The sequence below is a fragment of the Coriobacteriia bacterium genome, assembly GCA_034370385.1.
Classification (GTDB): Bacteria; Actinomycetota; Coriobacteriia; order Anaerosomatales; family PHET01; genus JAXMKZ01.
Genome location: JAXMKZ010000007.1, coordinates 14,742 through 32,064 on the forward strand (window position 1 = coordinate 14,742; position 17,323 = coordinate 32,064).

At 65.3% G+C, this 17,323-nt stretch carries 18 protein-coding genes; all 18 read right to left on the minus strand.

The annotated features are described in order from the left end of the window. The 18 genes from U1E26_02635 to pyrR all read right to left on the minus strand — a co-directional run bounded on the left by U1E26_02635 (position 1) and on the right by pyrR (position 16,985). Entirely contained in the window at positions 1-762 is a 762-nt protein-coding gene (locus tag U1E26_02635; GenBank protein MDZ4168540.1) for an ABC transporter permease, read from the minus strand. Beyond that, the gene (locus tag U1E26_02640) at positions 759-1,688 is read right to left on the minus strand and encodes an ABC transporter ATP-binding protein (GenBank protein MDZ4168541.1); all 930 of its coding nucleotides are present in this window, start codon (positions 1,686-1,688) and stop codon (positions 759-761) included. Before U1E26_02640 ends, U1E26_02635 begins: the two co-directional genes overlap by 4 nt. Further along, positions 1,685-1,996, minus strand: coding sequence for a PLDc N-terminal domain-containing protein (locus tag U1E26_02645; protein MDZ4168542.1), 312 nt, complete (start codon positions 1,994-1,996; stop codon positions 1,685-1,687). The genes U1E26_02640 and U1E26_02645 overlap by 4 nt, the downstream gene beginning before the upstream one ends. Further along, the gene (locus tag U1E26_02650) at positions 1,993-3,234 is read right to left on the minus strand and encodes a DUF3524 domain-containing protein (protein ID MDZ4168543.1); all 1,242 of its coding nucleotides are present in this window, start codon (positions 3,232-3,234) and stop codon (positions 1,993-1,995) included. The genes U1E26_02645 and U1E26_02650 overlap by 4 nt, the downstream gene beginning before the upstream one ends. After that, on the minus strand, positions 3,138-4,379 hold the full coding sequence (gene thiI / locus U1E26_02655) for a tRNA uracil 4-sulfurtransferase ThiI (protein MDZ4168544.1): 1,242 nt from the start codon (positions 4,377-4,379) through the stop codon (positions 3,138-3,140). The genes U1E26_02650 and thiI overlap by 97 nt, the downstream gene beginning before the upstream one ends. A gap of 17 nt (positions 4,380-4,396) precedes the next feature. Then, positions 4,397-4,654 (minus strand): DNA-directed RNA polymerase subunit omega, encoded by a 258-nt coding sequence (gene rpoZ, locus U1E26_02660; GenBank protein ID MDZ4168545.1) that lies wholly within the window; start codon positions 4,652-4,654, stop codon positions 4,397-4,399. Beyond that, positions 4,645-5,232 (minus strand): guanylate kinase, encoded by a 588-nt coding sequence (gene gmk, locus U1E26_02665; GenBank protein MDZ4168546.1) that lies wholly within the window; start codon positions 5,230-5,232, stop codon positions 4,645-4,647. Before gmk ends, rpoZ begins: the two co-directional genes overlap by 10 nt. A 34-nt stretch (positions 5,233-5,266) precedes the next feature. Further along, entirely contained in the window at positions 5,267-5,575 is a 309-nt protein-coding gene (gene mihF / locus U1E26_02670) for an integration host factor, actinobacterial type (GenBank protein MDZ4168547.1), read from the minus strand. Positions 5,576-5,693: 118 nt separating this feature from the next. Next, positions 5,694-6,287 carry an orotate phosphoribosyltransferase gene (pyrE, locus tag U1E26_02675; GenBank protein MDZ4168548.1) on the minus strand — a complete coding sequence of 198 codons (594 nt, stop codon included), beginning with the start codon at positions 6,285-6,287 and terminating at the stop codon, positions 5,694-5,696. Continuing rightward, positions 6,280-7,017, minus strand: a complete 738-nt coding sequence (pyrF, locus tag U1E26_02680) for an orotidine-5'-phosphate decarboxylase (protein MDZ4168549.1) — start codon at positions 7,015-7,017, stop codon at positions 6,280-6,282. The genes pyrE and pyrF overlap by 8 nt, the downstream gene beginning before the upstream one ends. A 17-nt stretch (positions 7,018-7,034) precedes the next feature. Continuing rightward, positions 7,035-7,961, minus strand: a complete 927-nt coding sequence (locus tag U1E26_02685; protein ID MDZ4168550.1) for a dihydroorotate dehydrogenase — start codon at positions 7,959-7,961, stop codon at positions 7,035-7,037. A gap of 87 nt (positions 7,962-8,048) precedes the next feature. After that, positions 8,049-8,861, minus strand: a complete 813-nt coding sequence (locus U1E26_02690; protein MDZ4168551.1) for a dihydroorotate dehydrogenase electron transfer subunit — start codon at positions 8,859-8,861, stop codon at positions 8,049-8,051. Continuing rightward, a complete protein-coding gene (gene carB, locus U1E26_02695; protein ID MDZ4168552.1) occupies positions 8,858-12,094 on the minus strand; it encodes a carbamoyl-phosphate synthase large subunit in 3,237 nt (1,078 codons plus the stop codon). The genes U1E26_02690 and carB overlap by 4 nt, the downstream gene beginning before the upstream one ends. 15 nt (positions 12,095-12,109) lie before the next feature. Next, the gene (locus tag U1E26_02700; GenBank protein MDZ4168553.1) at positions 12,110-12,934 is read right to left on the minus strand and encodes a universal stress protein; all 825 of its coding nucleotides are present in this window, start codon (positions 12,932-12,934) and stop codon (positions 12,110-12,112) included. A gap of 3 nt (positions 12,935-12,937) precedes the next feature. Next, positions 12,938-14,215: a glutamine-hydrolyzing carbamoyl-phosphate synthase small subunit gene (gene carA / locus U1E26_02705; GenBank protein MDZ4168554.1), complete on the minus strand. Its 1,278-nt coding sequence runs from the start codon at positions 14,213-14,215 to the stop codon at positions 12,938-12,940. Next, positions 14,216-15,508 carry a dihydroorotase gene (locus tag U1E26_02710; GenBank protein ID MDZ4168555.1) on the minus strand — a complete coding sequence of 431 codons (1,293 nt, stop codon included), beginning with the start codon at positions 15,506-15,508 and terminating at the stop codon, positions 14,216-14,218. Continuing rightward, positions 15,492-16,427, minus strand: a complete 936-nt coding sequence (locus U1E26_02715) for an aspartate carbamoyltransferase catalytic subunit (protein ID MDZ4168556.1) — start codon at positions 16,425-16,427, stop codon at positions 15,492-15,494. The genes U1E26_02710 and U1E26_02715 overlap by 17 nt, the downstream gene beginning before the upstream one ends. A gap of 6 nt (positions 16,428-16,433) precedes the next feature. Continuing rightward, a complete protein-coding gene (gene pyrR, locus U1E26_02720; GenBank protein MDZ4168557.1) occupies positions 16,434-16,985 on the minus strand; it encodes a bifunctional pyr operon transcriptional regulator/uracil phosphoribosyltransferase PyrR in 552 nt (183 codons plus the stop codon). Positions 16,986-17,323 lie beyond the last annotated feature (338 nt).

Sequence of the window (17,323 nt, forward strand, 5' to 3'; positions counted from 1 at the left end):
CTACAGCTCCCTGCGGGCGAACAACGCCCCGGCGGCCCACACACAGACGATGATCACGAGCGCTGTCGTTGCGAGCGGGACGGCAAGGGCAACGGGCTCACGCGCCAGCAGGGCGCTCGGGGCGCTCAGGATTCCAACGGGTGTGTACTGGAGCAGCGGCGGCCACAGGCCCGCGATACCGAGTAATCCGAATCCGACGAGCGCCACGATCCCGGCGGCTAGCGTCGGCAACACCGCCGATAGGGCCAGCGTCACGGCCACGGCGAGCAGGGCGCCCACCAACCATGCACCGGACGCCGCCACGAGCGCAGCCGCCGGTGCTTCACCGAATGCGAGCAACGTACCCAGCCACGTGACGAGCGTGCCGACCGCGGTGGCCCCGGCGACGAGACCCGCCTGAGCCAAGAACTTCGCAACCGCAAAGGAGCGGCGCGACACCGGCTTGACCACGACCAGCAGCGCCGTACCGCTCGACCGCTCGCCGGCAATCAGGCCCGCGCTCGCAAAGACGACCAGCAGCAATCCGATCTGCGAAAGGTTCTTGATCCACTGGAGATAGCTGTCGAGGTACGTGGGATCGGGGACCATGATCACGACTCCGGGCTGGCTTTGCGATACCGAGGCGATGATGGCCGGCGTCGCGAGGGCCGCCAGAGGGCTCATGACCGCGAAGAACAGCAGCACGCCGCCAACGGTGGGCAGACGCCAGGTGCGCCTGATCTCCACCGTCTCTTTGGCCAGGAAGCGCCCCAGAGCCCTCATCGCTGCCCTCCCGTCGACTGGCCGACCAAGTCGACGAACACCTCTTCAAGATCGATCTCGCCCGGTTCGACGCGCACGAGCGTCAATCCGGCGGCAGTCAGAAGTGCGGGCAACGCGCGACCGGCCTCACGCGTGTCACTCACACTCACGCGCAGCGTCTGCCCGTCTCGCTGGACTGACGTCGCCCACGCTTGTGCGCCTACCGATTCAGCAAGGCCCTCGGCACCGTCGGTGACCTCCACCACGATCCGGTGGGCCGCGTAGCGAGCCTTGAGTTCCTCGATGGGCCCGTGAGCGACGATAGCGCCATGGTCGAGCACCGCCACGGTGTCGCACACCCGCTCGACATCAGACAGGATGTGCGTCGAGAAGAACACGGTCGTTCGCCCCTTGAGCGAGGCGATCATGTCGAGTACGTCGCGGCGTCCCAGCGGATCGAGCGCGCTGGTCGGCTCGTCGAGCATCAGCAGGCGTGGGGCGTTCACGAGCGCCTGCGCCACGCCCAGTCTCTGCTTCATGCCGCGCGAGAACCCGCCTAGGCGCGTGGTGATGCCGGCAAGCCCGGCCATCTGCAGCAGCACCGATACACGCTCCTCGAGGCCTTCGCCCTGCAGTCCGAACAACCCCCCGGCGAAGCGCAGGTACTCCGCTGCGGTCATCCACTCATAGAAGCCGGGTACATCGGGCAAGAAGCCCACCACATCGCGAGCCTCGGGGCTCCCAGCAGCGTGACCGAAGATCCGCGCCGAGCCGGCACTCGGCCGCGCCAGCCCGTTGAGCAGCCGCAGTGCTGTCGTCTTGCCGGCCCCGTTAGGACCAAGGAAACCGAAGACCGCGCCTTCCTCCACGACCAGATCGACGGAGTCGAGGGCCCTCACCTCGCCGTAGTGCTTGGCCAGACCGCGCAGTTCGATGGCGGCGGTCACGAGATGATCGAACGATCGCTGTCGCCGTACAGAACATCCGTTGCGGCTTGGCTCGCCTCAGGCGACGCAACGACCTGAGAGTCGTCGATTGCGGCCGGGAGACGTCCCACCGTCAGATAGATGATCGGCCCCGCGATGTTGACGAGCAGGATGAGAAGCAGCCACAGGATTCGGTTCCCACGGATCTGTGCCGGGGGTCGTTTGACCCAGTCAACCACTGCCCACAGCATCAGGCCGAACTCGAACAAGCCGAGCACCACGACTCCGACGATCATCGGTGTCGTCCACACGAAATCCGCTCCGCTCACGCTGCTCCCCCTTCTTTCGCCCGATCCCGCCTGCCCGCTGATTCGGCCACCGCGGCGAACAAACCGGCGTAGCGGCCAGCGAGTGCCGCGAACGTGAACCGCTCAGCGAATCCCCGCGCTGAACCGGGTGCCGGCGGCGCGAGAATCAGCGCCCTCAAGCGCGCCACCAACTCATCGTACCCCTCGTAGCGGTGTTCATCGCCGTAGAGCTCTCGGTAGGCGAGACGGTCGGGCACGAGTGGTGCACACCCCGCGTAGCAGGCCTCAACCATCGCCAGCCCGAAGAACTCGTTGCGCGCCGTGGATACCGCGATATCAGAGCTGGCGAGCAACGCAGCGTACGCCGCACGCCCCGACGGTTCACCGCAATGCACGAGCCGCTCTCCGAGCGCAGATGCCGCCTGTCTGACATCGTCCTCGGTCTCGCGGAACGCCTGGCCGGCCATCGCCACCTCGAAGTCCAGCCCTTCGTCCGCAAGCTGGGTCACCGCGCGCAGGAACGTCTCCGGGTCTTTGTCGTGCTCCCAGCGGTGCGGCCACACGACCCGGGGACGCGGACCACGGGTCGGCACCACGTTGTCGAAGTCACTCGGGTCGAACGGCGGCGCCAACACGATGGACTTGGCCCGGATGGCCTCTGCGAGTCCAGCGGGGTGGTGGTCAGGGAACTGGCGGACGAAACCAGGAATCTCGCTGACGAACCCGTCGAGGTTCCAGGCGGTGTTGAACACGCACCGCTCGGCGGAGAGCGCAGAGGTGATGTTCGTGAGAGGAAACTGAAGGTCCCACTCCGCGGTGTGGCGCACCGGGTACAGCAGTTGATTCTCATGGAAGTACACGATCGCGGGCACGCTCGCCATTGCAGAGCCGACCAGTCCTCGCCATTCGGCGAGGTTCAGAAACGTCGATGCGAAGACCAGATCGAACGGTACGCCCTCACCGGCCCGGCGCGCGTCCGCAACGCTCTCCCGCACCTGGGCCGCCATGGTGATCGCCGCGCCCCGCATCCTCCACTTCCACTTGCGCGCGGGAAGCGTCACGAGGGTCCACTCGGCGTCGACGTGGGCCACGAGGCCATCAAGGACGCTGCGATGCGAGCCGCCATAGTACGGCTCGAGGGCCAGGATGCGCAGGGTGGCGCTCACCCGCGCATCGCCGCCACGCTGAAGCCCGGCGCACCCGCCGGCGTCGGCCAGCGCTTCGGCGGCCGGTAGGTCGGGCAGCGGAAATCGAGCCATTCCAGCGCCTCGAGCGCGTCGGCGACCATACGCTCATGCGGTAGGGCATTCCACGCCTCGCGCACCGCGGTCGGGCTGGCATGCGTCTCAGGAGTACGCGGCATGAACAGCGTGCAGCAGTCCGGCGCGTCCTCGATCGATATCTCGTAGGTGCCTATCCGGCGCGCTTCGGCCATGATCTCGAGCTTGTCGTTTCCGATGAGCGGGCGAAACACCGGCAACTCCGAGGCCTCGTCGACAGCCGCGATGTTCTCGAGGGTCTGACTGGCCACCTGACCGAGCGACTCGCCGGTGACGATCGCCTTCGCGCGTTCAACGCCGGCGATCTCCGCAGCGATGCGCATCATGAGTCGGCGGTACAAGATGATGCGCAGGTCGGGTGGGGCCAGCAGCGATATCTCCTTCTGGATGTCGCCGAACGGCACGACATAGACACGTCCCAAGCCGCCGTTTTGCTCAAGAACCGATGCGATACGGGCGACCAGCTCCTCGCTGCCGGAAGACACATGGGGGCGGCCGGAGAAGTGCAGGCCCACCGCAACGGCGCCTCGACGCATCATGCGCCACGTGGCGACGGGTGAATCGATCCCTGACGACAGTAACGAGACAAGGGTCCCCGACATCCCGGTAGGAAGGCCCCCCACCCCGGCGTACCGCCGCGTGGACACGTAGGCGTACGCCTGGGCCACGACGACCGTGACCATGAGATCGGGGTTCCCGAGGTCGACGCCCGCCCCCGTGGCTGCCTGGATCGTGGAGCCGAGGATGCGGTTCATCTCCTGGCTCGAGTGCGGGAACTCGGTGTTGCTGCGCTTGGCGTCAACCGCAAAGGTGGTAAACGGCCCCGAGGCCGCGACCTCGGCGAGTGCGGCTTGCTCGATGAGCGACAGATCGCGCTCGATGCGCGTAGCCACCATCACGGTGTTCACACCTGGTACCAGCGCCATGCGCACAGCCACCTCATCGACCCGTGAATGGTCCGTCACGGGCACGACGATACGCGAGGACATCCGCTCCACCCGTGCTACGGGCAGCCCCTCGAGGATCGCAGTGAGGTTGTCAGCCAGCCGCCGCTCGAAGACCGAGCGGTTGCGACCCTTGAGGCCGATCTCATGGTACGAGCCGAAACAGACGCGCTCTTCCACCGGCGCGCCTACTTCCGTTACTTGTAGCTGTCTTTGGGGCGCTCGAAGCTCACCGTGCCGCGAGCGACCTCCTCGAGTGCCAGGGTGAGCGGCTTGGCGTTGCCGCTGCGCATCTCAGCGACCTCGGCCGGCGACATGGCCAGCAGCGCCTGATCCTGCAGCAGGTGGTTCAGGTCGTTGACCTGGCGTGCACGGCGAGACGCCATGATGCACAGGGTGTACTTCGAATCGACCTTGGACAGCAGATCGTCGATCTCGGGCTTGATCACGGACATAGGTGCTCAGACTCCTCGATGGACGCGTACGTATCGATGATACGCGCGATCTCGTCGGTTGCGCGCGAAACGTCGTCGTTTATTACCACATGGTCGTACCTACCCACAAGCGCCAGTTCGCGCTCCGCGGTCTTCATGCGCACCGCGACCTGCTCATCGGTCTCGGAACCCCGACCCTTCAATCGACGCTCAAGTTCACTGACGGAGGGAGCAAGGATGAAGATCAGCACGGTGTCAGGGAGCCGGTCGCGAATCTGAAACGCTCCTTGGGGATCGATCTCCAAAATGACCTGCTTGCCTGCTGCGATTCGGGTCTCGACCTCCGCGCGAGGCGTCCCGTAGCGGTTCCCGTGCACTTCCGCCCACTCAAGCAAGCCATCGGTTCGGATCAGCTCATCGAAGTGTTCGCCTGAGACGAACCGGTACGCAACGCCGTCTGTCTCTCCCGGGCGGGGTGCGCGCGTGGTCGCCGAGACCGACACCCACAAGTCAGGTACACGCGTCAGCAACTCCTTGACGAGCGTGCCTTTGCCCGCCCCCGAAGGGCCAGAGACGATGAAGAGATTTCCGCGCCGCACCGCAGCGCGGTCGGACTCAGGAGCGCATCGCACCTCAGCCCAAGCGCTCCATGAGCTGCTCGCGCTGGCGGGCTCCGAGTCCCTGCACGCGACGGCTCGGCGAGATTTCGAGGTCAGCCATCAGCTTGGCTGCCTTGGCCTTGCCGTATCCGGGAAGCGACTCCAGCAGCGTCGTCACCTTCATACGCGCGATGACCGGGTCGTCCGACTTCTTCATGACGTCGACGAACGTCATCTCGCCGGACTTGATCTTCGCGCGGACCACCGCTCGCTTCTGGCGCGCCTCAGCGGCCTTTGCGAGCGCCTTGGCGCGGTCTTCCGGCGACAGGTTGGGCAGTGCCATGGTTCCTCCTCGTCGTACCAGGCGGGGCATCTCGAGTGTCTCGCCTCCCCCTCACGGGAGCGCGAACAATCGCGAAACTCCGTTCATGCTACGCCTGACCTGCGATGATGTGAAGAGTCTACGTCGCGAGACGCCGACTGCCTGGCGAGTACACCTCGACTCCGGAAGCGCACAGCGCACACGACGCGGGGTCCCAGGACTCCACCTCAAGACGAAGTAGAGGCCACGCAGGGCTTGAGAACGCTTTGTCTCCACCCCGGTCGATGAGCGAGACCACACCGACCACCCGGGCACCAGCCGCCTCTACCAAGGCGATGACCTCGGCGACGCTGCCACCCGTTGTGACCACGTCTTCAACGACAAGAACACGGGCGCCCTCAGGGACCTTGAACGCGCGACGAAAGACCATGCGTCCGTTCTCGCGCTCGGTGAAGATGAACTTGACCCCGAGGGCCTGCGCCACCGCAAAGCCGATGACAAGCCCTCCAACCGCCGGGGCTGCGACAAGGTCGATATCGAGATCCTCCGGCAGGCCCGCGACCGCCGCCTGCGCGAGGCGCGTGGTCAGTGCAGGGTCCTCCAGGATTCGGGCGCACTGGACGTAGGTGTCGCTGTGACGGCCGCTCGTGAGCACGAAGTGACCGTCCAACACCGCGTCAGCGGCCTTGAGCGCATCGACGATCTCAGCCTGAGTCATCGTGGTGTCAGGCACCTTCGAACACCCCTTCCATCTCTTGCAGGATCTGTGCGGCGGCGTACGCGGGCGACGCGGCATCTGTCACGGGCCGGCCGATCACCAGATGGCTCGCACCGGCATTGAGCGCTGAGGTCGGCGTGGCGATGCGCGACTGATCGCCTGCGTCCGCCCAGAGAGGGCGTACGCCCGGTGTGACGACGAGCGCGGATTCGCCCACGACCGTTCTGACGATGGCCGCCTCCTTGGGCGAGCACACGACGCCGGCGACACCGGCACCCTTCGCCAGGTTCGCAAGCCTCTCGACCTGTTCGACCGCACCAGTGCCTACGCCGATATCGGGCAGCTCCGCATCGGACATGCTCGTGAGAACTGTGACGGCGATGACCGCCGGGGCGGACACTCCCGCGTCCCGAGCACCCGCCTCGGCACCGCGCACCGCAGCCTCGATCATCGCCCGACCCCCGGCAGCGTGAACCGTCAACATGCGCGCACCGAGCGCGGCGACCTGTCGTGCGGCTCCTTCGACCTGATGCGGGATGTCGTGGAGCTTCAGGTCCAGGAATATCTCGAAACCGAGAGCGCGGAGCCGCTCGACGATCTCGGGGCCCTGCTCGTAGAAGAGCGTCATGCCGACCTTGAGCCATCGGACCTCGTCGACGAGTGTGCGTGCGAGTGCCATGGCCTGGTGACCGTCGCAATCGAGTGCGATGATGAGCCTGTCTGAAGCGTCGGTCGTCGCGTCCATTTCTTCGTCTCCCCGCATCACGCCTCCACAGCGCCTATCAGGTCGCGGACGCGACTGATTCCCTGCTCGCGGCAGTACTCTTCGATTCCATCGATGACTCGCATCGTCGCGGTCGGGTCGACGAAGTTCGCCGTACCAACTGCAGTCGCGCTGGCCCCGGCCAGCAGGAACTCGATCGCATCGCGACCGGTCATGATGCCCCCCATACCGAGTACCGGCACGGTTACCGCGCGCGCCACTTGCCACACCATCCGCACGGCGACGGGCCGAATCGCAGGTCCCGACAACCCCCCGAACCCGCGGGCAAGGTGGGGTCGCTTCGTGTCCACATCGATGGACATCCCGAGCAAGGTGTTGATGAGGGACACCGCGTCGGCCCCGGCCGCCTCGACAGCACGGGCGATCTCCGTGATATCGGTGACGTTGGGACTGAGCTTCACGATGAGCGGCCGCCGGGTGGCCGCGCGACAGGCGCCGACGACCTGATCCGCGGCGACACACGACGTCCCGAACGCCAAACCGCCCTCGTCCACGTTCGGGCACGATATGTTCACCTCGTAGGCGCTGACGACCGACTCTCTCTCCAGCCGCTCTACGACCGCGACGTAGTCCTCCACCGAATGGCCACTCACGTTGACGATGACGGGAAGCCCCGCAGCATGTTGGGCCAGCCAGACGAGGTCACGCTCGCAGAACGCATCGACTCCGGGGTTCTGAAGGCCGATGGAGTTGAGCATGCCCGACGGCGTCTCGGCGATGCGCGGACTGGCGTTGCCCTGCCACGGCTGCGCGGATACACCTTTTGTCACCAATGCGCCCAGACGGGTCAAGTCGACGAAATCAGCGAACTCCCGGCCGGACGCGAAGGTCCCCGACGCCGTGACCACGGGGTTCTTCAGTTCGAGGTCACCAAGTCTCACCGTCAAGTCGAGGTCTATACTCATGGTCGACCTCCCCCGTGTCGGCGAGCCGACGCCCGTGGGTCGACCGGGGTGCATCCCCGGGGAGCAGCGGTCTGCGACACCGGCGGCCTAGTGCTTCGGCGGAATCTCCGACGCATTCCAGACCACCTCCTCTGCATCGAACACCGGACCGTCCACGCATGCCCTCTTCTGCCCCGTGACCGTCGTGACCACACACGACAGACAGGCGCCGATCCCGCAGGCCATCAAACGCTCAAGCGACACCTGACACGCCACGCTAGCGGCACGCGCCTGGTCGGCGACAATACGCTGCATGGCCTCAGGACCGCACACGTAGACCACATCGAATCGCTCTTCGCGCAAGAGTCGATCCGACACCGCTGTCACGAAACCACGAGTACCTGAGCTACCATCATCGGTGGCGACCTCGACGCGACGCGTAACGTCTTCGAAGAGCGACCGCGCCACCAAGCGCGTTGCGGTAGGTGCACCCATCGCGACCACCGCCGCGACGCCTCGGCCAGCGAGCGCTTCAGCGAGCATCCCCATGGGCGCCGCACCGAGACCGCCGGTCACGAGCAAAGCGTGCGTAGCGTCGACCGGAATATCCCACCCACGCCCAAGGGGACCGACGACGTCAAGGGACCTATCTCCCGGTTCCACGAGTGCCAGGCGTGCGGTTCCCGCGCCGAGCACCTGGTAGAGGATCTCGATGCGCGTGCCGGATGCCCGGTGGACCGAGAACGGGCGCCGCAGCAACTCAGAGGTGTCGCGGCCGATGCGCAGATGGACGAACTGACCCGGCGCAGTACGCCTGGCGGTCACGGGCGCCTCGAGTATCAGCAGCCCGACGCCTGTGGTGACGCGCTCGTTCGCAACGACGGTGACGGCCTCGAGGGTGGGATGGATCGCAGTGGTCACGCCGAGATCCTGTCGCCGCACTCATGCTGCTCGAAGTCCTGCAGCGCGCACACACCCAGACGCCCTTCCTTGACCGCCTCGATCGCCTGTACGACCGCCTGGGCCGCAGGGATCGTGGTGATGTTGGTGATGCCGTGGTGAATCGCGGCAGAGCGGATATGGTAACCGTCGCTGCGAGTCTCTTGGCCGAACGGTGTGTTGATCACGAGCTGAACCTTGCCGTTGGCGATCTCGTCGAGCACGTTGGGGCGCCCTTCGTGCTTCTTCATGACCTCCGTGACGGGGATTCCGGCCGCGCGCAAGGTGCGGGCCGTGCCCTTCGTCGACATGATCGAGAAGCCGAGCAGTTGCAGGTGCTTCGCAACGCCCACCACCTGACGCTTGTCCCGGTCGCTGACTGAGACGAACGCCGTCCCACCGGTCGGAAGCGAGTAGTCGATGGCGAGTTGGCTCTTGGCGTACGCGGCCGGGAAGTCCGCCGCGACGCCCATGACCTCACCGGTCGACTTCATCTCGGGACCAAGCACGCTATCGGCGCCGGGGAAGCGTCCGAACGGCATGACCGCCTCCTTGACGCAGAACCTCGTGAGCTCGCGGTCGTCGGCCGGCAGATTCATAGCAGCAAGCCTCTCGCCCGCCATGACGCGCGCCGCGACCTTGGCGAGCGGAACACCCGTCGCCTTGCTCACAAACGGCACCGTTCTGCTCGCCCGTGGATTGACCTCGAGCACGTATACCTGGTCGTCCTTGACCGCAAACTGCACGTTCATGAGGCCAACCACCCCGAGGCGCAGCGCGAGTGCGCGCGCATGGTCGCGGATGCGCTCGATGACCTCGCCACCCAGTGAGTAAGGCGGGATGCAGCACGCCGAGTCGCCTGAGTGGATTCCTGCCTCCTCGATATGCTCCATGATGCCGCCGACGTAGACCGACTCTCCGTCGCACACCGCGTCGACATCGACCTCGATCGCGCCTTCCAGGAACCGATCGAGCAACACCGGGTGATCCGGCGAGATGCGCGTGGCCTCGGCCATGTACTTCTCCAGGTACTGCTCGTCGTAGGCGATCACCATGCCACGACCGCCCAGCACGTAGCTCGGGCGCACGAGCAGCGGAAAGCCGATTCGGCGGGCGACCGCGAGAGCCTCATCGAAGCTCGATGCTGTACCTGCGTCCGGGTAGTCGATACCGAGCTCATCGAGGATCGGAGCGAATCTACTGCGGTCCTCCGCCAGATCGATCGCCTCGGGCTTGGTCCCCATGATGGGGACGCCTGCCGCCTCGAGCGCCCGGGCGAGCTTGAGCGGGGTCTGACCCCCGAATGTCACGACGACACCGATGGGCTCTTCGACGTCAGCGATGTCCATGACGTCCTCAAACGTGAGTGGCTCGAAGTAGAGCCGGTCTGAGGTGTCGTAGTCGGTCGAGACGGTCTCGGGGTTGCAGTTCACCATCACCGTCTCGTAGCCGGCGTCATGGAGCGCGTAGGAGGCGTGCACGCAGCAGTAATCAAACTCGATGCCCTGGCCGATGCGGTTCGGCCCGGCCCCCAGTATCATCACCCGGGGCCTCGTGGCGGGAGCAACCTCGTCCTCATCCTCGTAGGTCTTGTAGTAGTACGGCGTGAACGCCGCGAACTCAGCGGCACACGTGTCAACGGACTTGAATGTCGGTCGGCATCCTACCGCCTTGCGTACCGCGCGAACGCTCGCCTCGGTCGACCCCGTCAGGTGCGCTATCTGCACATCCGAAAGACCGTGCTGTTTGGCGCGCCGCAGCTCATCGACGGTGAGTCCGTCCAGCGAGCGACCCGACAGGGACCGCTCTACGTCGATGGTCGCGGCAAGCCGCCTCAGAAACCACCTGTCGATGTGGGTGATCTCATTGAGTTCGTCGACCGAACGACCACGGCGAAGCGCCTCCGCCACGTAGAACGCCCGGTGCTCGTTCGGTACAGCGAGGAACTCGTCGAACTTATGCTCTTCGAACACGTCCTTGCCATCAGAACCCAGACCGCCGCGCCCGTTCTCAAGCGAGCGCATCGCCTTGCCAAGGGCCTCTTCGAACGTGCGACCGATGGCCATGACCTCGCCGACGCTCTTCATGCGCGTCGTGAGCGTCTCGTCGGTTCCTCGAAACTTCTCAAACGCCCACCGCGGCACCTTGACCACGGTGTAGTCGATGGAGGGCTCGAAGCAGGCGGGCGTCTCCCGGGTGATGTCATTGTCGATCTCATCGAGCGTGTACCCGACGGCAAGCTTCGCAGCGATCTTCGCGATGGGGAAGCCGGTTGCCTTGGAGGCCAGCGCGCTCGAGCGGGAGACCCGCGGGTTCATCTCGATGACGACCATGCGCCCGTCATCGGGATTGATTGCGAACTGGACGTTGGAGCCGCCGGTCTCGACGCCGATCTCGCGCAGAATCGCAATGGATGCGTCGCGCATCTCCTGGTACTCGCGGTCAGTGAGCGTCTGCGCCGGCGCTACGGTGATAGAGTCGCCGGTGTGCACCCCCATGGCATCGAAGTTCTCGATGGAGCACACGATCACCGCGTTGTCGTTGATGTCGCGCATGACCTCCATCTCGAACTCTTTCCAGCCGATGACACTCTCCTCCACCAGGATCTGGGTCACCGGCGACAGCGCGAGTCCGTGCATGACGATCTCGCGAAACTCCTCGGCGTTATAGGCGATTCCGCCGCCCGCGCCGCCCATCGTGAAAGCAGGCCGAATGACCACGGGGAAGCCAAGCGTATCGGCGATGGCCGCCGCCTGCTCCAGAGTCTCGGCGTAGTCGCTCTTGGGCACCTCAAGGCCGATGGCCCCCATCGCCTTTGAGAAGAGCTGGCGGTCCTCGCCCTTCTTGATGGCCTCAAGCTTCGCCCCGATGAGTTCGACTCCATACGACTCCAGGATGCCCGCCTCAGCGCACGCCACCGCACAGTTCAGCCCGGTCTGCCCGCCGAGCGTGGGTAGCAACGCGTCGGGCCGCTCGGCGGCGAGTATCTTCTCGACGAACTGGGGCGTGATGGGCTCGACGTAGGTACGCGAGGCGAGTCCCGGGTCGGTCATGATCGTGGCCGGGTTACTGTTTATGAGCACGACCTCATAACCGTCGTCCATGAGGACCTTACAGGCCTGGGCGCCCGAGTAGTCGAACTCGCACGCCTGCCCGATGACGATCGGACCCGAACCGATCACGAGGATCTTCTTGATATCGTCCCTGCGCGGCATATCGCTCCTTGTCGCCTACGGTTGGATTACAACGGGGCACGGTGCTTCTTGCATGAGTCGCATCGACACACTTCCGAGGAACCCCTTTGTGAGGGTGCCGCGACCGCGCCGCCCGGTGATGAGGCCTGTCGCCTCCACTTCGTCGACGTAGGCGAGCACCGCCTCTGCGGGATCGCCTTCGACGAGCGCGGTGACCACCTCGACCCCGTGCTCCGCCGTCGCCATAGCCGCAAGTCCGGCAAGCTGCGCCTCGGCATCGCCGATCTCGTCGCCGAGGGCGTGCACAAGGTGTATCCGACCCATCGCCTGACGAGGACGCTCGAACGCAGAAAGGAAGGCCCGCATCGCGGAGGCCGACAGGTCGGTCGGCACGACAAGCCGCTTGCCGAAGTCGCAGGCGACCTGCTTGGCATGCTCCGGCGACTCCAGCAGGTCGAACCGGACGGTCATGGTGCGCTCGTCTCCGCGCAACGCCAGGTCTTCAGAGACCGAGCCCGAGAAGAGATAGTCGACGAGCGACTTTCCCTCGGTGCCACAGCACACGACGTCCACATGGGCCTGATGCGCCAGCGCAGAGATCTCCTCATACACCGAGCCCATAGCAACGCGAACCTCGACCGACATGCCGCAGCTTCGGTATCCCTCGACCATGCCGAGTAGCTTGGTGCGGGCCCGCTCGACCTCCGCGATTATGACGGGGGCCTCCTGGCCTGAACTGTCGACGACATGCGCCACCAGGAGTTCCTTAATGCCCTGAGCGGACAGGCCGCAGGCGAAGGCGAGCATCTTGTCGTCGCGCGAACCGAACGACACAGGCATGAGCATCTTGCGGATGGCCATCGTCTATCTCTCCTCTTCGATCTCGGGCGCCGTGACCTGGCGTGCACCATTCGAATCCATGAGCTGGGTGAACTCGCCGAACAAGTAGTGTGCGTCGTGAGGCCCGGGAGCCGCCTCGGGGTGGTACTGGACCGAGAACGCGGGCACGTCGAGCAGCCGGATGCCCTCGACGGTCATGTCATTCAGGTTGACGTGGGTGAGCTGGACCCGTCCGAACCTCTCACTCAGAACGACGGGTGCGACATCGGCCTGAACCCAGGCGCTCAGATCCCCCGCGTCATGGGCAAGCCCGCCACTCGCGGACACATCGAGCTCACCGACGCTCGCGAAGTCGACGCAGAATCCGTGGTTCTGGCTCGTGATCTCGACGCGCCCGTTAAGCAGATTCATGACCGGCTGGTTGCCGCCGCGATGCCCGTACTTGAGTTTGTACGTGGATGCGCCCACAGCCAGAGACAGCATCTGATGCCCGAGACAGATCCCGAACACGGGCACCGTGCCAAGCAGTTCGCCAAGCGTCGCGTACAGGTACCCGACCGCGGATGGATCCCCGGGCCCGTTGGCTAGGAACACGCCGTCAGGATTGAGAGCCAGCACCTCGGCGGCCGACGTCGTCGGAGGGACGATGCGCACCGAGCACCCCGCCTCGGCGAGATTGCGGGCGATGTTGTACTTGATGCCGGAGTCGAAGGCCACCACACGGTAGTCAGGGCGCACGGGCAAGACGCCGGTGTCGACCGGTCGACCGCAGCCGGGGACGACCTCGCCCCACTCGTAGGCTTCGGTGACCGCAACCTCGGCGACCAGATCGCGTCCCACCAGCCCGGGAGCCGCCTTAGCCTTGGCAACGAGCGACGCGGCGTCCAGATCGATCGTCGAGATCACGACGTTCATCGCTCCTCGCTCGCGGATGTGACGCACTATCCTGCGCGTATCTACCCCCTCTACCGCGACGACTCCGTGACGGGTCAGGAACTCAGGGAGGCTCTCCTCGCTACGCCAGCTTGAGGGTTCGTGGCACATCTCGCGCACGATGACTCCGGTCGCGAAGCACCCCCGTGATTCCATGTCCACGCCGTTGACGCCGTAGTTGCCGATGTGCGGCGAGGTCATCGTTATGACCTGCCCCGCGTAGCTCGGATCGGTGAAGACTTCCTGGTAGCCCGACATCGACGTGTTGAAGCACGCCTCGCCCACGGCTTCTCCGGGGGCGCCGCACGACCATCCGGTGAGCACGAGGCCATCCTCGAACGCGATTGCGGCGGGTGTCCGTTCAGTCACCTAGTCGACCACCTTTCCGTTACGTAGGGCGAAACGCCCACCGACCAGCACCTCAGACGCCTTCCCCAGTAGTGAGCTACCCAGAAACGCCGAGTTTGACGAGCGACTCTCGAAGAGCGCCGGAGTCACCTCCACCCGGGCCTCGGGATCGATGATCGTGATGTCGGCGGGCATGCCCGCCTCAAGACGAAGTTCAGGCAATCCGAGCGCTGCGCGCGGACCCTGCGCCATCAACCGCACGAGATCCTTCCATTCCAGCCGCTCTGAGGCCACCAGATGCGTGATGACCAGCGCAAGCGCCGTCTCCAGACCGGTGGTGCCGAACGGAGCGATCTCGAACTCCAGCGCCTTCTCGTGGCTGGCATGCGGAGCATGGTCGGTGGCTATCGCGTCGATCGTACCGTCGAGCAGTGCGACGATGAGCGCCTCCCGGTCCCCGGCCGTGCGCAGGGGCGGGTTCATCTTGAGATTCGTGTCGTAGCCTGTGTCCAGCACATCCTCGTCAAGGAACAGGTGGTGCGGAGTGACTTCGCACGTCACTGCTATGCCGCGCGCCTTTGCCTCACGAACCAGCTCGATGGAGCGCCCGGTCGAAAGGTGAGCGAGGTGTACCCGGCAGCCGGTGAGTTCAGCCAAGGCGATATCGCGTGCGACCATCGTCTCCTCGCCTGCGGCCGGCCAGCCCGGCAGTCCCAGCCGAGTCGAGACCGCCCCCTCGTTGACCACCCCTTTGCCGACCAGCGCAAGATCCTCGCAGTGGCTGATCACGGTGGTTCCGAACTGCTTCGCGTAGTCCATGACGAGCCGGGCCATGCCGGCGTCGGCGACACCGTGCCCGTCATCGGAGAACGCCACGGCGCCCTCCGCGACCATGTCACCGATCTCGGCGAGTGCCGTACCCTTCTGACCGGCCGTGCACGCGCCGATGACGTGAACGCGCACCGCACCTGCGCTCTCGGCCCGCTCGGCAAGGAAGCGGACGGTGCTGCCGGTGTCACACACGGGCCGGGTGTTGGGCATCGCGCACACCGCGGTATACCCGCCATGAGCTGCTGCGCGCGTCCCGCTGCGCACATCTTCCTTGTACTCGAAGCCCGGCTCACGCAGGTGCGTGTGGACATCCACCAGGCCGGGCACGATCACCTTCTCGGCACACTCGACCGTGACTCCTTTGGGAATCGTGAGGTCGGGGCCGATCTCGACGATCACGCCATCACGCACGATCACGTCGGCGACTTCGTCCAACCCCACCTGGGGGTCGACCACCCGACCGCCTCTAAGCAGCACCGCCACCGCCCTCACCTCCCAAAAGCAGATACATCGCAGCCATGCGGACCGCGACTCCGGAGTTGACCTGGTTAAGAACGACCGAGCGATCCGAATCCGCTACGGCGGCGCTGATCTCGACGCCCCGGTTCATGGGGCCCGGGTGCATGATGAACGCGGAGCTCCTCATCTTCGCCAGGCGCGTCTCATTCATGCCGAACAGTCGCGAGTACTCGCGCACACTGGGAAACGGCATCCCCTCGGCACGCTCCATCTGGATACGCAGCATGTAGGCGACGTCCAGGTCTCCGATCACCTCGTCGAGCGAGGTCACCGCCTCAGCCCCTAAGACATCGGGGCGCGCAGGCATCAGTGTCGGCGGTGCGATGATGATCGGCGTCGCCCCGACAGCGCGCAGCGCCGGTACCAGTGAACCGGCCACGCGGGAATGTGCGATGTCTCCGACGATACCCACGGTGAGGCCTTCGAGCCGTCCGGCCCGTTCGCGCATGGTGAACAGATCGAGGAGCGCCTGCGACGGGTGCTCGTGCATCCCATCACCGCCGTTGATGATGTGGGCGTCCATATGCTTGGCAAGAATCCGGGGGGCACCGGCGTACTTGTGGCGCACGACCACGAGGTCGCACGCCATGGCCGACAAGGTGGCAGCGGTGTCGGCGAGCGACTCGCCCTTGACCGTGGCCGACGTGCTGGCCGAGAAGTTCACTCCGTCGGCCGAAAGACGCTTCGCGGCGATCTCGAAACTGGTGCGCGTCCGCGTGGACGGCTCGAGGAAGAGGTTGATGACCGTCCGGCCGCGCAGAGTCGGCAGCTTCTTGATGCGCCGCTCGTTGACTTCCTTGAACGATTCGGCCGTGTCCAGAATCGACATGATGTCGTCGGTGGTGAGGTCCCGTATGTCGATGATGTGACGAGACGAGAGCATGGGCATCTACTCCCCCCCTTCAACCTCAAGAATCTCAGCGGCGTCGACCCCATCGTGTCCCTCGAGCAGGACCCGCACCCGCTCCTTGCGAGACGAGGGCACGTTCTTCCCGACGTAGTCGGCGCGCACGGGGAGTTCGCGATGGCCTCGGTCGACCAACACCGCAAGCTGCACCGAGCACGGACGTCCGTAGTCCATGATCGCGTCGAGCGCGGCCCGGATCGTGCGCCCGGTATAGAGCACGTCGTCGACGAGCACGACATCGCGCCCCTCGACGTCGAAGGGGATGTTCGTCGTGTGCACCTCGGGGTTGGGCCGAATGGCCACGTCATCACGGTAGAAGCTGATGTCGAGCGTACCAACCGGCACCGTGACGCCCTCGATCTCGTGTATGCGCGCCGCCAGCATCTCGGCGAGTGTGGCGCCGCGGGTCACGATACCTACCAGCGCAAGGTTCCCGGCCCCCTTGTTCGCCTCGAGTATCTCGTGGGCGATGCGCATCAGTGCGCGCGAGATCGCCTCGCCGTCCATGACCGTCGCCTTGGTGCGGTACTGCATGCGCCTCGCGCCCCTCTCGGTATGAAAAAGCCTCTCGTCCCCGTAAGAGGGCAAGAGGCGTGGCGGTCTGCGCGAGTACGGACATGCACTATGGTGCATGCGGCTGCGATGCTGCTGACACGGCCCTTGCCGGCCTCACGGGACCGGACTTAAAGGTCACACCAGAGGGTAGCGGAAGCGTGTCGGGTAAGCAACGGGCCGAGTTGCCTCACCTAAAATGTCGTCCAAATTGATTCGTTGCCTCACATAAGAATGTCGTCGAAGCGTAGCGTCGGTCTCGTCGGGTCATTCGACGACGAGGAGGCGCGACAAAGGTGCCTTTGACGATGGCTGAGAAG